We start from the raw sequence: 14774 nt of genomic DNA, 5'->3' as shown, positions 1-14774 counted from the left end.
GGAGCGGCCCCTGGCCCCGCACGTGACGCGTCGGGGGCCGGGGGCCGGGGTTGCGGGTCAGCGCTGTTCGGCACCGCCGCTTCCGTAGGAGCGGCGCACCGCGTCCGCGGCCTTGTCCGTCTGGGCGTCGTACTTGTCGCCGGTACGCTCGTCGATCAACCGCTCGGCGCTCTCCACGCCCTTGTCGGCCTGGTCCGGGTGGCCCTTCGCCATCTCCTTGGCCTTGTTCGCCAGGTCTCCCAGCTTGCCCATGGATACCTCCCGCGATGATGCGTGGGTCGTACCCGGCCGCAAGTACCCACAGCTCCGCCCTTCACTCCACGCCCCTCGCCCGGCATGCGCGTAACGGCCGGCAAGCCGTACTGGCGTCATCGGCGCGAGGCCGGTGCCCCTTCGTGCGTCGATCAGGTGGTGGCGGTCTTCGGCTGCGGCGCGACGACTTGGCCGGCGCGCAGTTGCTCGTTGATGCGCTGGGCTTCTTCGAGCTGGTCTTCGAGGATGACGATGCGGCAGGCGGCCTCGATGGGGGTGCCCTGGTCGACGAGTTCGCGGGCCCGGGCGGCGATGCGCAGTTGGTAGCGGGAGTAGCGGCGGTGGCCGCCTTCGGAGCGCAGCGGCGTGATCAGACGGTGTTCGCCGAGGGCCCGGAGGAAGGCGGGGGTCGTGCCGAGCATCTCGGCGGCGCGGCCCATGGTGTAGGCGGGATAGTCGTCGTCGTCGAGAGGACTGACGGCGCGGGTACTGCTACGGGGCATAGACCTCTTCTTTCGAGGGACGCGTCGGGGGGCCCGGGTGCCGTCCTGGCACCCGGGCCCCGAGCTTTCAACACCATCTACCGGCAAACCACGCCGGGCTTTTGTGTCCACAGGTTCCGGCCGAAAGGCCGGGCTGCGGGGATCGCGGATGCGTGACCGGGGACCACCTTCCAATCCGGGGCCTGCGGTACCCGGGCGGACTGCTCCTCGCCCGGGCGATCCTGATGGCGTTCTGCTCCTTACCTTCGATTACTCGGTTGTACTGCTGGTACTGCTCGCGGCCCCAGGGGCCGTTTCCTGCTTGACCTGCCGGCGCGGCAGTTACGTGTCTGCCGCGCCCTCTTCGACTTCCTGAGTACACCAGAACAGTAACCGCACGACGGACCAATGTCTACTGTCGCCGCGACAGATTTTCTTCAAGGCCGATCCACGACCTTCTCTCGCACACGCGTCCGATACAGGGAGACCCACTCTGCACGTTGACATTACATACGGCCGACCGCATTCTTTGATTATGACTGCTGGATCCTTCACCGAGGAGACCGATCCGTTCTGCCTGGCCACCCTCGACGCTGCGGCGATGCTGTTCGACGCTCCATGGCGGCGTTACGGAGTGATCGGCGACAGCCTCTCCGCCGGGACCGGAGACGAGAGCGTCGGCTACGGGAATCAGGGCTGGCCGGATCGGTTCGCGCACGTCCTGCGGCAGGTGCGCCCCGGGCTGGCCTACCGGAACACGGCAACCGTCGGTGCCACGACGCTCGACACCCTCGACCACCAGATGGGCGGCATGCGGGACTTCGCCCCGGACCTGCTGCACATCCCGTGCGGCGCCAACGACCTCCTGCACCGCTCCCCGGACTTCGGGCGGATCGAGCGCGACCTGCGCCGGATGTACGACCTGGCGGCCGGCACGGGCGCGCAACTCACGGTGTTCACCCTCGGGCGCTCTTACGTCGTGCCGGTCTTCCCGGACTGGACGGAGCGTGTGCTCACCCTGAACGACCTCACGCGCGCCGTTGCCGACGAGTACGACGCCGTCGTGGTCGACATGTGGGACCACCCGGTCAACTCCCGGGAGCATCTGCTCAGTGCGGACCGTATCCATTTCTCCACATCGGGCCAAGCCGTCATGGCGAGCGAGATGGTCAGGGCACTGGCCGCCACCCTGGCTCGCGCCACGCCATGACGCCGGCGAGGCGTGCGTGAGCGGGCCCCTCCCTGCCGCATCACCTTCCCTCCCGCACCACGCACAAGAGGTACGATCGACCGTATGGACACTGGGGCACGCACGTTCGTCACCGGGGCGGACACCGTGTCGATCACCGACAAGCGCCTGCTCAAAGGGGCGCGGACGCGCGAGACGGCCCTGCGGCGCGCCGTCGACATCGCCTCCCTCGACGGACTCGACGACGTCAGCTTCGGACGTCTCGCCACCGACACGGGCATGAGCAAGGCGGGTATCCAGACCCTCTTCAGGTCCAAGGAAGTACTGCAGCTCGCGACCATCGACTACGCGCGCGCCATGTTCATCGACGCGGTCGTCCGCCCGGCGAGGGAAGCGGCTCCCGGCCTCGACCGGCTGCGCTCGCTGATCGAGCACTGGATCGAGTACGCGACGACACCGCTGTTCGAGGGCGGCTGCTTCCGCGTCGCGAACATCGCCCGGTTCGACAGCAAGCCGGGAAGCATCCGCGACGCCCTTCTTCGCCATCAGCAGGAATGGCTCGACACCATCGGCGAGGAACTGCGCACCGCCGTCGCATCCCACGAGATCGCGGAACTCGACGTCGACCTCGCGGTCTTCCGGATCGATTCGGCGCTCTGCGCGGCCAACACTGCTCTGCGCCTGGGAGACGAAGACGTCATCATCAAGGTGCGCCGCACCGTGGACGATCTCCTGCAAGCGGCCTGAACACTCCTGCCGGCCTTCGTACTTCCGGCGCCTGCGGGGACTTGGTTCCCGCAGGCGCCGGTTTGGGGATCAGGCGAGGTGCCGGGAGAAGAACCTCACCGTGCTGTCGAGCTCGAATGCCGGGAGGTCCCCGTGCTTGCCGGGGTTGGCGTGGAGCGTCTTGTCGACCGACGCCAACGCGTCGAACAGAGCCAGGCCCTGATCCCGTGGCACGCGCTCGTCGTCCCACTGCACCAAGAACTCGACGGGCACGGTGATCCGGGCGGCGTGCTCGGCCTTGCCCAGCACCCCGCCAAGTCCCAACACGGCGGCACGGACCCGGGGTTCGGCGGCGACAAACGGCACGCCGAGGCCACACCCCAGCGAAACCCCCCAGTAGCCCACCGGACCGGTGCCGACGTGGCCGAGCTGCTGCACCGCGTCCAGCACCGCCTGCCACTCGGGAACGGTCCGGCGGGCCACCAGTGCCTGGAAGCCTGCGATCAGCGGCGCCAGGTCCGCACCGGCTTCCGCACGCGCCTGGTTCTCGGACGCGATCCGGTTGTACTCCTCGTCCACCGGCCGGTCGCCATGGCCGGGCACGTCGACCGCCACTGCGGCGAAAGCGCACTCGGTGACGAAGCGACGTGCGAGTTCGACGACGTCGGGAGCCTTCTTGTGCTGACCACCGCCGTGTCCCAGCACGATGAGGGGACGAGGTCCGGCCGCAGCGTCCGGCGTCCACAGCGCACCGGGAATGTCACCGAGGACGAAGAGCTGTTCGCGGACGCCGTCGAAGGACGTCTCAGAGGTGAAACGCACAGCGATGCAAACCTTTCGGGATGCCTCTACGGGCACTCCCCGAGCCATGCGGGAGAAGGGAGGCCCGACCTGTCATGAGTGTTGATCGGTCTCACCTCCTCGGTTCGCTGCGGCGCACGGCGGCAGCGAACGTATCACGGTGGTGCCGACACCGGTCCTCGCGGTGCGGTCGGCCGACGACGCGGCGGGCCGTCTCCGGTGGCGGCCCCTTCCCGTTGGCGCGACCCGCCGGGTGGTGGAAGCATGGAAGTGGTGCTATCCGCCACTCCACGCTCTCGCGAGGAGGGATGGTCATGGCCAAACGTCTGGTCGTCTGCTGTGACGGCACATGGAACTTCGCCGATCAGCCCAGCAAGACGAACGTGGCCAAGGTCGCGCTTTCCGTGCGCCAGGGGTCCGCCTCCGGGAAGGAGCAGCGGATCTACTACCACAGCGGCGTCGGCACGCAGCGGTCGGAACGGCTGCGGGGCGGGGCCTTCGGCGTGGGGCTGTCGCGGAACGTCGAGGACGCCTACCGGTTCCTCGTCGAGACGTACGAGCCCGACGACGAACTGTTTCTCTTCGGGTTCAGCCGGGGCGCGTTCACCGCGCGCAGCCTCGCCGGACTGGTGCGCAACAGTGGCATCCTGCGCCGGGAACACGCCGACCGGATGCAGGAGGCGTGGTCCCTGTACCGCAACCGGGCCGAGCAACCGAACGGCGCGGCATGCACGTTGTTCCGCCGCTCGTACGCGCGCGAGACGCGGATCCGCTTCATCGGGGTGTGGGACACCGTCGGTGCGCTCGGCATCCCCGTGCCGGATGCCGCTCCGCTCCAGCCGGCGGTGAACCGGTTCAACCACCGCTGGGCGTTCCACGACACCGAGCTGAGCGGCTGGATCAACGGGGCGTTCCACGCGCTGGCCATCGATGAGAGGCGCTCGGCGTTCCGGCCGACGCTCTGGCACCAGCAGTCCGACGCCGCCCGGCAGGGGCAGGAGTTGAAGCAGGTCTGGTTCGCCGGGGTGCACCTCGATGTCGGCGGCGGGTACAAGGAGACGGGGCTGTCCGACGTCACTCTGGTGTGGATGGTCGACCAGGCCCGGCGGTACGGGCTGGAGTTCGACGACGACACGCTCGGCGCGTCCGGGCCGAGGGTGATGAGGCCGCAGGAGAGTGTCGGCTTCCGGGTCGAGCCGAACGGTTCGGGTCCGCTGCACGAGTCCCGCAAGGGTTTGTATCTGCTGGCCAAGGACTACCACCGCCCCCTGGGCAGCGCCGTGAACGACAAGAACGAGCCCGACGGGAACGAGTTCCTGGCGGTCCCTGCCAAGGAGCGCTACGACCGCGACCCGGGTTACCGTCCGCCGGAGCTGAGGCGGTACCTGACTGCTCAGGAGCGGGTCCGGCTCGAGCCCGTCCTGCTGCCGGACCTCGCGGCCGGCCTGCCGCCGATGCCGCCCGCCGCGCCCTCGTCGTCGCCCTCATCCTCGTCGTCGCCCTCGCCCTCCCCCGGGGCCGACCGCACCAACTGAGCGGGGGCCCGATCGCCGCCTACCCGATGCGCCTCTACGACGTCCTGCGCGACCGCGGCACGGTACTGCTGCTGTACGGGCCGCCGTCGTCGTACGGCACCGGTGGCGTCGCCTCGTACGAGGAGCTGGTGGGGGAGGCGCGGCCGAAGTCCGGTGGGCTGGTGGACGTGTGCGCGGTGTTCCCGGCGGGCGAGCCACTCGACGGCGTCCCCGTCCCGGCCCCCGCTTACCGGGACCGGCGTGGCGAGTTCGCCTCGCGGTACGCCGTCGGCGCGCAGGAGCCGACGGCCCTCGTGGTACGCCCGGACGGATACCTCGGCGCCCGGCTTGAGCAGCCCGGGACCACACGCCTCGGCCGTCACCTCGCAGCGGTGTTCGGCACCGACGGGGACACCTGACGCCCGGTGTTCGGTCAGGGGTGAGGACCGGTGCGCCGTAGGTCGGCGAGCAGCAGGTGGTGGTCGGAGTACGGGGTGGGGCGCACCCGGTGCCCGAGTGGGACGAGGCCGCGCAGGAAGACGTAGTCGAACGTGCTCTGCCAGTCGGTGGTCGGCTCGCAGTTGCCGGTGGGCAAGGGGTGACATCCGGGGTCCGCGTCCGCTGCCAGCGCCCACATCGCACGGAGCTCCGGGGCTGCCGGCACGGCGTTGAAGTCACCGAGGACGATCGCGCGGTCGTGCCGGGCGACGGCCGCGGCGAGCACGCGGGTCTGTTCCGCCCGGACCGTCTCCTGACGCCGTTGGGCGAGGTGCGTGTTGAACACCCGGACGGGCTGGCCGTCCACGGTGGTGGTGACCGCCATGTAGCCACGGTTCTCGGATCCGCCGTCGGGGTATCTCACCCTGACGACGTCGGTCATCGGGGCCGCCGAGAGGAGCGCCTGCCCGAAGGCTCCCGGGCTCCACGGCGCTCCCCCGCAGCGGCCCCAGTTACGCAGGACCGAGCCGTACTCGACCTGGTAGTGCAGCCCGTAGTAGCGCCGGAGATCGGCCCTGATCCTCTCGACGTCGCGCACGCAAGCTTCTTGCAGCCCGACGACCTGGGGCGCGTATGCGGCGATCTCCGCGGCCCGGTCGACGTTCCTCACCTTGCACGGGTTGCAGAGGTTCCAGGTCATGACACGGTTCGGTACGACGTCCCTGGCGACGGCGACGGGCACCGACCCGACGGGCGCGCTGGGACCCACGAGCGCCGAGCACGCCACGATCACCGCGCCCGCGAGCAGACGCGCGCCCCTACCGAGCACCATCGCCTCCCCGCAGTGGATGCCCACGCCGTCCGGCGTCCTTCGTGTACGAGGGTAGGGGACGCAGTCGTCAGCGGCCCCGGGTCGCAGCCCCCGGGGAGAGCCCCGACGGCGGCTGCGCGGCGCACTCGTCGACGGGCAGGGCCACGGGCTCCTCCGGCTCTCGGGCGGGGCGCGCCGGGGAGCCCTCCCCGTGGCCCTCTGTCGCGCCGACCGGGGCGTCGAGCTCGCGTCGCGTGGGTGGTGCCGCCCGGCGCGCCCGGCGCAGCGCCACGTGCAGGACCGGTATCAGGACACAGGTGACCGCGGCGCTCTGCCACAGCAGCGCGTCGAGCCGGCCGGCCGCGAGGTAGGCGCCCACGGCGACCGCGGCCAGGGCGCACACCCCGCGGTCCACGATGCTCTCCACGGACAGCAGCGTGGCGCGCGGCGCGTCCGCCGGGATGGCGTCGTTGACGAGTTTGCGCTGCACCGGGTAGACGAACCCGGTGATCGCGGCGAACGCGCACAGCGACGCCACCACGAGCCAGGGCCCGCCGAGGGTGGTGCACGCCAGGACGGCGGCGAGCGCCACGCTCAGCAGGGACACCCACTGGGCCGCCGTCAGCCGGCGGCTCAGCCACTGCGGGCGCGCCGAGGCCACCGCTTCGGCCACCGTCATGGCCGCGAGCACACTGCCGTGGGTGCTCTCCCCGATCCCGTGGTGCAGGAGAACGGGCTGGAAGAGGTTCACCTGGCAGATGCGCGAGAGCGTGAACACCGCCACACCCTGCACCATGAGCAGCGGCAGCCACGGGGAGAGCCGCAGCGCCCGTAGTGCGGCGCCCGTGTCGCGCAGAAGGGTGCCGCCACGGCGTCCGCGTCCGCCCGGCCCGGTGTCGGCCGGGCGCGGTGCGAGGCGGGGCAGCGCCAGGGCGCACGCCAGTGATCCGGCGGCGCCGGCCGCGCTGAGCACGTACGGGGCCGGCGTGGCCAGCGCCATCAGCGGGCCGACGAGCGGCCAGCAGACGACCTTGGCGGCAAGACCGAGCGATCGCGCGGTGCCCTCGGCCCGCAGGTAGTGCGCCTCGGCCCCCTCGGCGCGCAGCCCGTCGTAGAGATAGGCGCTCGCGGCGCCCGACGCGAGCGAGCGCCCGGCCGCGATGGCGAGGAAGTGCACGAGGAAGCCGGTGTACGACGGGGCCAGGACGGGTGCCAGGTTCGCTGCCGTCATGACGACCGCGCCCGCGCGCAGGCAGTTGCGGGCGCCGATGCGGTCGGCGACCACCCCGGTCGGTATCTCGAACAGGCAGAACGCGATGTAGTAGATGCTCTGGATGCCGAAGATCTGGCCGTCGGACAGACCGGCGTCGCGCTGGTACGCGTAGAAGACGGGCATCCACCACAGCAGGTTGAACAGCAGCTGGAAGCCGTTGTTCAGGCGGATGATCCGGCGGGCCGCCGGGGAGGCGGCCCGCTCGGCGCGGCGGTTGTGGCGTGCGGCCGAGTGGCGCATACGGCCGCTCACCGGGCGTACGGGCGGATCTGGACCAGCCGGAACGCCCCTTCGTCGGTCATCAGCCACTCGATGTCCAGGGCGTCGTCGGGGTCGTCCGCACTGAAGTGGGACTGCAACAGGCGTCCGGTGAGGGCCAGTCGGGCCAGCGCCTCCCGGGTCCGCGGGGGCAGGTCCTGACCCGAGGTGCCGACGTCGAGGGTGCGTCCGCCGCCCTCGACGGTGTTGTAGAGGTACTGGTGCGGCAGCACCGTGCCGTCCACCACCCGCTCGGGCGAGCCCGGCGTGCAGTTCACGTACACGGTGCGGAAGTCCTCACGCCGGGTCGGGTTGCAGGTCACCAGCACTCCCCCGAGGCTCGCGGGCAGGTACTCCTGGACGATCACGCCCATGTAGGTGTCGTCCAGGGAGATGCCGACCTGATGCCGCAGGCGCACACTGCGCGGTGACAGCAGCGACGCCCACACCTGCCGTACGGCGTCCATGAGCTGGTCCGCTCCGCGGACGGTGGTCACCGAGTCGTAGATCCCGGCGGCGGAGAAGCCCGGCAGGTCCTCGGCGTTGGAGGAGGAGCGGACCACCATGCGGTGGCCGCCGTCCAGCAGCGTGGGCACGGACGCCGTGATCGCCCGGGTCACCTCCTCGGGCATGGGTGTGGCGCGCACCAGCTGCTGGAGGTGCAGGCACAGCGGGTCCACGACGTCGAACGCCTCGAGTTCCAGCGCCATCTTCAGCTTGCCGATGCCTTGCTGGAGCGCGGGTGAGGAGGTGAGGAACAGGTGGTGCAGGCGGAACGGCAGCGCCACGCCCTCGGGGGCGCGGACCGTCTCCGCCACGCATCGGGCCGCGGCGGCTCGCAAGAGTTCCCGTGATGCCTCGTGCTCGCCGAGCCGGGCGCCCAGATGGCCGAGGAGGTCGCGGCGCGGCGGGCGCGGGCGGGCGTAGAACGCCGTCAGGTCGGCGGTACGGCTGTCCAGGACGTGGTGGAGTTCTCCGAGGTTGGCGGCCTTGGTGCCGTAGCTGTCGCGGTCGGTGCGGCGCAGCCGGTGCAGGGCCAGGACGGGGGCCTCCTGAAGCAGCGGGGTCTCGATGCGGATGCGCTGCTGGTGCCAGGCGGGCTTCTTCAGCTCCGGTGGGGCGGCGAGCGGCTCCAGGGTGACGGAGTCCTCGCTCACCCGGTAGCGCACCCAGGCGCCGTCCAGGCCGTCGCGCCGCGCGAGGGCGTCGAGGTCGCGGACGATCGCGTTGGGGATCCCCCATCCCGAGGCCAGCACGTTGGTGTGGGAGAGCGGAGTGATGGGGGCGGTGTTGATGAAGCCGGCGACCCTGGGCACGTCGTCGGGCAGGCGGGGCATCGCGACGATGTCCGACCAGCCGAGGTCCGCGGCGGCTGCCTCGTACTCGGCCGGGGTGCGGAAGTGCCGCAGGCGTCCCTCGGTCTCGCCGGGGTTCAGGCAGGTGCGCGTCCGGTTGCCGAACAGCGTGTGGCTGAGGATGCGCGGGACGTGTGCCTCGCTGATCGAGGCGAGTTCCAGTTCCTGGCCGTGGTTGGCGGGCTTGAGCAGCAGCGGCAGCCGTCCGTCGACCCGGCTTCGCACATAGAGGTGGAACTCCTCCAGCAAGGGGCCGTGCATGGTGTCCGCCTCGGTGGTCTCCAGCACCAGGAAGGGGCACTCGGAGCCGTCCTCCGCGCGGTCGGTGTGCAGGGAGAGCACGCCCAGCAGGAACCGGCGTTCCGGGTCGGTGTACACGGAGGCGTTGAACGCGTCGAGCCGGGCGTCGAGTTCGTCGAGGGTCATGCCGAGGATGCGGGTGGCGATGTAGTTGACGTGGAAGGGGTGTGCCCGGGTGTCGAGCAGGTGCCAGGTGCGCTCGGCCCGGTCCACCACCACCTTGAGGTACGGGTGTCCGGCGAGGACCCCGGACAGGGTGCGGAACAGCGGCAGCGACAGGTTGGCGCCGACGACGGTGCGGTCCACGCCGGCCTCGGCCGCGTCGGCCCTCTCCCGTGTGAAGGTCATGCCCGCACCTCCTGCGCGGCGTGCACGGGCAGGATGTCCGGCAGGGCGTCCACGAGGGCGGTGAAGTCGCGGACGACGGTCTGCGGCCGGTCGGCGGACAGCAGGCACAGCCCGGCCATGGTGTTGGCGCCCGCGGCCGGGTCGTAGACCGGGACGATGGTGCCGTCCGGCAGCGAGCTCTCCCCCACGACGCACAGCGTGCTGCCCGTGCTCAGCGGCGCGGACCGCACCACCGAGGCGGAGTCCCACACGTGCCGGTGGCGCCACGGGTCGCCCGAGCCGTCCACGGCGAGGACGACCAGCGATCCGGCCGCGCCCTTAGCGTCCGCGGGGGTCAGTGCCTCGGACGGCCAGTCGGGCGAGCGGCCGAGCAACTGCTCCGTGAACATGGCGATCAGGTCGAGACCGAAGACCTCTTCGATCTGGGGCACGGTCATCGCGCCACCGAAGCGCGCCGCCGTCTCGATCACCCACATGCGGCCGTGGGCACCGAGCTTGATCTCGGTGTGGGTGCCGCAGTTCTCGAGGCCGAGCGCCGCCACGGACTGCCGGGCCAGGTCCACGATCCGTGCCTGCGGGTCGGTCGCAACGGCGGCCGGGGTGATGCCGGCACGTTCGGTGAAGGGTGCCACGGTCGGCATCCGGCCGCTCAGGCAGACGGGCCGGAAGTCCCCCTCGACCACCACCCCCTCGACGCTGACGTAGTCGCCCCAGCCCGGTCCCTCGAACCATTCCTCGGCGCAGCCGCTGACGATCTCCTCCACGATGAAGTCCTCACCGGCGCCCGCGACATGCAGCTCGGCGTAGCCCAGGCGCGCCGACTCCGTCATCACGGCGTACGAACGGGCCCACGCCGCGGGGGCGTCCGCGGGGGTGGCGATGATCTGGTGCGCGGTCGATCCGGCGCTCCAGGCCGCCTTCAGCAGCAGCGGGCACTGTAAATCCTCTGTGGCTGACGCGAGTTGCTGCGCGGTGGCGACGGGCCGGAAACGGGGTTGCGGGATGCCGCGGCGCTCCCAGGCGGCGCGCATGAGGCGCTTGTCCCGGGCGAGGGCCGCGGCAGGTCCGGCGCCCCGCAGTCCGAGCCGGCGCGAGGCCTCGGCGACCGCGACCACCGCGTACTCCGAGAAGGTGACGACCGCGTCCGCGCCGACCTCGCGGGCACGGGAGGTGATGACGTCTACGAGATCCTCCTCCCCTGCTGCGCCGCGCGCGACGACCGAGGCACAGTGCCCTTCGAGCGCACGGCCTGCGGGCAGTTCGCTGAGTGCCAGCAGGTGCACCTCGGACCTCGCGGCCACCCTGGGCAGGGCGTACCCGACCGGGGGCCCGCCCTTGGCATGCACGTACAGCACCTTCGCCACGGGACTCCAACTCCTTCTGCTCTGAGGGACCTTGCTTCGCGGTCTCTTCCAGCGAAGCAGTCCGGTTTCCCGTCGCTCGCCGTGGTGAGCACGGACGTCTCAGGCAAATGCCTGAGTGGGCGGGGGCGTTGTCGTCCTCGATCAGGTTGCGTCAGGCCACCTGCGGGACACGCATGAGGTGTCACACACGGTGACATTGGTCGAAGATTGAAGGAGTTGAGCCGTGGACGACGCCGATCTCAAAACGCTGCTCGCAACCCTGCCGGTGTCCTGGTGGGAGACCGACGGCGGCTCGCGACTGGTCGAGAGCGGGGGCGGCGCCTTCGCCGACGCGCGCACCGTCCGCCGCTTTCTGCAAGCGCTGCGGGCCGACCTCGGCGGCCCGTCGGCCAGGTGCGACGACGGCGCGCGCCAGGCTCGGTTCGAAGGCCGCACCTTCGACGTCAACTGGTGGGCCCCGGGCGGCGGCGAGCGGCACCGCCCCAGCCGTGGAGTCGCGGTGGAGGTGGGCGGTGCGGCGGCGGGTACGGGAGCGTACGCGTCGTTCGCCGACCTGAGCCCGGCGGCGGTGTTCGTGCGCGACCCCGCCGGGTGTTACGTCTGGGCCAACCATGCCTACGCCCATCTGTACGGCACCACGCGCGACCGCCTGATCGGCCGTCACCTGACCGAGTTCGACGACCTCGACGACGCGGCCCGGTTCCTCGCCCTCGACGAGGAGGTCCTCGCCGGCGGCCACTCCGTGCGGCACACGCTCGTCTACCGGCGCCCGGACGGTTCCCCCGGTCACGCGGCCGGATACCGCTTCCCGGTGGCCTGGGGCACGCAGCGCTGCGTGGCGGGCATCTACGTGGACGTCAGCGAGTACATCCACGCGCTGGACCAGCGGCGCCGGGCCGAGGAGGACCTGCGCGCCCTGCGGGACCACAGCGGTCTGCCCTGCCTGCGGCTGTCCGGGGACGGAGTGGTCGGGGAGGCCAGCACCGCCGCCGCCGATCTGCTGCGCGTACGGCTGCGCGACCTGGTGGGGTCGCCGGCCGACGCCCTGCTGGCCGCGACACCGGAACGTGCCGCGCTGCACGCCATCTGGGACGACCTCACCGGCGGCCGGCGCAGAAGCGCGCAGTCCAGTGCCGTACTCGTCGACGGGGACCGGCGCCGGCGGCGCGTATGGGTCCACTTGAGCGTCGTCAGCCGCACCCGGGGCCGGGACCTGGGTGTGTGGGCGGTCGTCACACGGCCCGGCCTGAGCCACGAGCCGCACCTCGCGCTGACCGCCGCCCAGGTGCGGATCCTCGCGCTGCTGGCCGCCGGGCACAGCAACGCCGGCATCGCCGAGGCGCTGCGGCTGTCGCGGCAGACGGTCGACTACCATCTGGCCCGCCTCAGGCGCCTCCTGGGCGCCGCCACCCGGCCGGCGCTGGTGGCCCGCGCCTATGTGCTCGGCATCCTCGCCCCGCACTCCTGGCCCCCTCGCTCCGCCACGGCGGCACATCCGCGCAGCCCCGCCTGACCGGCCATGTCCGCCGCACGGCGAAAGGTACGGTCCAGACCGCCGTCGTGTGTCCTGCCGGTGAAGGAGGCGTGGGAGAGTTGTCGGATCTTGGAGTCGGGCATAGCGCGCGGCGTCACGGCTGGGGTTGTGTCGTGTTCACCTCTCCAACCCCCCACACTTCTTGGAGACTTCATGCGCCGCGCCGCCTTCCGGCTGCCCGCCACCCGTGTGCCCGCGCGGCTCGCGGTGAGCCTCGGCACCGCCCGGAGACCGTAGTCGCGCCGCCCGCACTCGCCGGGCGCCGTCGCCCCTTGCGTACGCGAAGGGCTGTACCGTCAGCGTCCACCGACGTGGTCACCCGGCGCGCTTTATGTCATGCGCATGACAGATATGTCTCGTCATGCCGCGGCACGGCTTCGACCACCCCCCACAACCAACCGGTCGGCCCCATACCGGCCGGACCACCCCCCACACATACCCAAGGAGTCTGCGTGACCTCCCGTTCCACGCGTCACCAGCGCACCATGCTGGCCGTTGCCACCGCTGTCGCCGCCGGAGCGCTGCTGAGCACCACGCTCAGCACCGCCGCCACGGCCCAGCCCGCCGGTCCGGGCCGGGCCGGCGCCGCACCGGTCGCCCTGTCCGCGGCGGCCCGCACCACCCTCGTCCAGCAGGCCCAGGCGGAGGCCGCCGGCACCGCGAAGGCGATAGGACTCGGCGCCCAGGAGAAGCTGGTCGTCAAGGACGTCGTCAAGGACGGCGACGGCACCGTGCACACGCGCTACGAGCGCACCTACGCCGGCCTGCCCGTGCTCGGCGGCGACCTGATCGTGCACACCGCGAAGTCCGGCAGGACCGAGGGCGTGACCAGAGCGTCGAAGAGCACGCTGAAGCTCGCCTCGCTCGCCCCGCGCATCGCCCCCGCCCGGGCCGAACAGCAGTCGCTGGGGCTGGCGAAGGCCGCAGGCTCGCCGAAGTCCCGTGCGGACCAGGCGCCGCGCAAGGTGGTCTGGGCCGGATCCGGCACGCCCGTCCTCGCCTACGAGACCGTCGTCAGCGGGCTCCAGGACGACGGCACCCCGAACCAGTTGCACGTCATCACCGACGCCGCCACCGGAAAGAAGCTCTTCCAGTACCAGGGCATCGAGACAGGCGTCGGAAACACCAAGTACAGCGGGAAGGTCGACCTGACGAGCACGCAGTCCGGCTCGTCCTACACCCTCACGGATGCCACGCGCGGTGGCCACAAGACGTACAACCTGGACCACGGCTCCTCGGGCACCGGCACGCTGTTCTCCCAGGACAACGACACCTGGGGCGACGGCACTGCCGGGAACGCCGCCACCGCCGCCGCGGACGCCGCCTACGGCGCGCAGCAGACCTGGGACTTCTACAAGAACACCTTCGGCCGCAACGGCATCAAGAACGACGGCGTGGGCGCCTACTCGCGCGTCCACTACGGCAACGCGTACGTGAACGCGTTCTGGGACGACAGCTGCTTCTGCATGACCTACGGCGACGGCGAGGGCAACAACGACCCGCTGACCTCGCTCGACGTCGCCGGTCACGAGATGAGCCACGGCGTCACCTCCAACACCGCCGGCCTCGAGTACTCCGGTGAGTCCGGCGGCCTGAACGAGGCCACCTCCGACATCTTCGGCACCGGCGTGGAGTTCGCGGCGAACAACTCCAGCGACGTCGGTGACTACCTCATCGGCGAGAAGATCGACATCAACGGCAACGGCACCCCGCTGCGCTACATGGACAAGCCCAGCAAGGACGGCGGCTCGGCCGACTACTGGTCCTCCTCCGTGGGCGGCAAGGACGTGCACTACTCCTCCGGCGTCGCCAACCACTTCTTCTACCTGCTGGCAGAGGGCAGCGGCAAGAAGACGATCAACGGGGTCGACTACGACTCCCCCACCCAGGACGGCTCCACCGTCACCGGCATCGGCCGGGACAAGGCACTGCAGATCTGGTACAAGGCCCTGACCACGTACTTCACGTCGACCACCAACTACGCCGACGCCCGCAAGGGCACCCTCTCGGCGGCCGCCGATCTCTACGGCGCCGACAGCGCCGAGTCCAAGGCGGTCGCCGCGGCCTGGACCGCCGTCAACGTCAGCTGACATCGCACGGATGACGGGCGGCATCCGGGGCTCCTCCCG

13 protein-coding genes are annotated in these 14774 nt (G+C 71.1%); 6 read left to right on the top strand and 7 right to left on the bottom strand.

Annotation, left to right across the window (positions count from 1 at the left end; genetic code table 11):
- Positions 1-57: 57 nt before the first annotated feature.
- A complete protein-coding gene (locus ACZ67Q_RS06085; protein ID WP_471177009.1) occupies positions 58-252 on the bottom strand; it encodes an antitoxin in 195 nt (64 codons plus the stop codon).
- 152 nt (positions 253-404) lie between these two features.
- Positions 405-755, bottom strand: a complete 351-nt coding sequence (locus tag ACZ67Q_RS06080; protein WP_471177007.1) for a MerR family transcriptional regulator — start codon at positions 753-755, stop codon at positions 405-407.
- Positions 756-1269: 514 nt separating this feature from the next.
- Between ACZ67Q_RS06080 and ACZ67Q_RS06075 the strand changes: the two genes are divergently transcribed.
- Positions 1270-1944: an SGNH/GDSL hydrolase family protein gene (locus ACZ67Q_RS06075; protein ID WP_471177005.1), complete on the top strand. Its 675-nt coding sequence runs from the start codon at positions 1270-1272 to the stop codon at positions 1942-1944.
- A gap of 84 nt (positions 1945-2028) precedes the next feature.
- A complete protein-coding gene (locus ACZ67Q_RS06070) occupies positions 2029-2670 on the top strand; it encodes a TetR/AcrR family transcriptional regulator (protein WP_471177003.1) in 642 nt (213 codons plus the stop codon).
- A 69-nt stretch (positions 2671-2739) separates the two neighbouring features.
- Here ACZ67Q_RS06070 and ACZ67Q_RS06065 read toward each other — a convergent pair whose 3' ends face one another.
- Positions 2740-3471 carry a dienelactone hydrolase family protein gene (locus ACZ67Q_RS06065; protein ID WP_471177000.1) on the bottom strand — a complete coding sequence of 244 codons (732 nt, stop codon included), beginning with the start codon at positions 3469-3471 and terminating at the stop codon, positions 2740-2742.
- A gap of 293 nt (positions 3472-3764) precedes the next feature.
- Here ACZ67Q_RS06065 and ACZ67Q_RS06060 point away from each other — a divergent pair, with 293 nt between their 5' ends.
- The gene (locus tag ACZ67Q_RS06060; RefSeq protein ID WP_471176997.1) at positions 3765-4985 is read left to right on the top strand and encodes a DUF2235 domain-containing protein; all 1221 of its coding nucleotides are present in this window, start codon (positions 3765-3767) and stop codon (positions 4983-4985) included.
- A gap of 26 nt (positions 4986-5011) precedes the next feature.
- Positions 5012-5383 carry a hypothetical protein gene (locus tag ACZ67Q_RS06055; protein ID WP_471176994.1) on the top strand — a complete coding sequence of 124 codons (372 nt, stop codon included), beginning with the start codon at positions 5012-5014 and terminating at the stop codon, positions 5381-5383.
- A gap of 14 nt (positions 5384-5397) precedes the next feature.
- Here ACZ67Q_RS06055 and ACZ67Q_RS06050 read toward each other — a convergent pair whose 3' ends face one another.
- From ACZ67Q_RS06050 to ACZ67Q_RS06035, 4 genes are all read right to left on the bottom strand, one after another.
- Positions 5398-6234: an endonuclease/exonuclease/phosphatase family protein gene (locus tag ACZ67Q_RS06050; RefSeq protein ID WP_471177723.1), complete on the bottom strand. Its 837-nt coding sequence runs from the start codon at positions 6232-6234 to the stop codon at positions 5398-5400.
- Between the two features lie 67 nt (positions 6235-6301).
- The gene (locus tag ACZ67Q_RS06045) at positions 6302-7726 is read right to left on the bottom strand and encodes an MFS transporter (RefSeq protein WP_471176991.1); all 1425 of its coding nucleotides are present in this window, start codon (positions 7724-7726) and stop codon (positions 6302-6304) included.
- 8 nt (positions 7727-7734) lie between these two features.
- Positions 7735-9747, bottom strand: coding sequence for a PEP/pyruvate-binding domain-containing protein (locus ACZ67Q_RS06040; protein ID WP_471176989.1), 2013 nt, complete (start codon positions 9745-9747; stop codon positions 7735-7737).
- Positions 9744-11111: an ATP-grasp domain-containing protein gene (locus ACZ67Q_RS06035; protein WP_471176987.1), complete on the bottom strand. Its 1368-nt coding sequence runs from the start codon at positions 11109-11111 to the stop codon at positions 9744-9746. Before ACZ67Q_RS06035 ends, ACZ67Q_RS06040 begins: the two co-directional genes overlap by 4 nt.
- A gap of 223 nt (positions 11112-11334) precedes the next feature.
- Between ACZ67Q_RS06035 and ACZ67Q_RS06030 the strand changes: the two genes are divergently transcribed.
- The gene (locus ACZ67Q_RS06030) at positions 11335-12624 is read left to right on the top strand and encodes a PAS domain-containing protein (RefSeq protein ID WP_471176984.1); all 1290 of its coding nucleotides are present in this window, start codon (positions 11335-11337) and stop codon (positions 12622-12624) included.
- 473 nt (positions 12625-13097) lie between these two features.
- Entirely contained in the window at positions 13098-14735 is a 1638-nt protein-coding gene (locus tag ACZ67Q_RS06025; protein ID WP_471176982.1) for a M4 family metallopeptidase, read from the top strand.
- Positions 14736-14774 lie beyond the last annotated feature (39 nt).

The organism is Streptomyces sp. NPDC036813, assembly GCF_055609245.1.
This window is presented reverse-complemented; position numbering and strand designations above follow the sequence as displayed.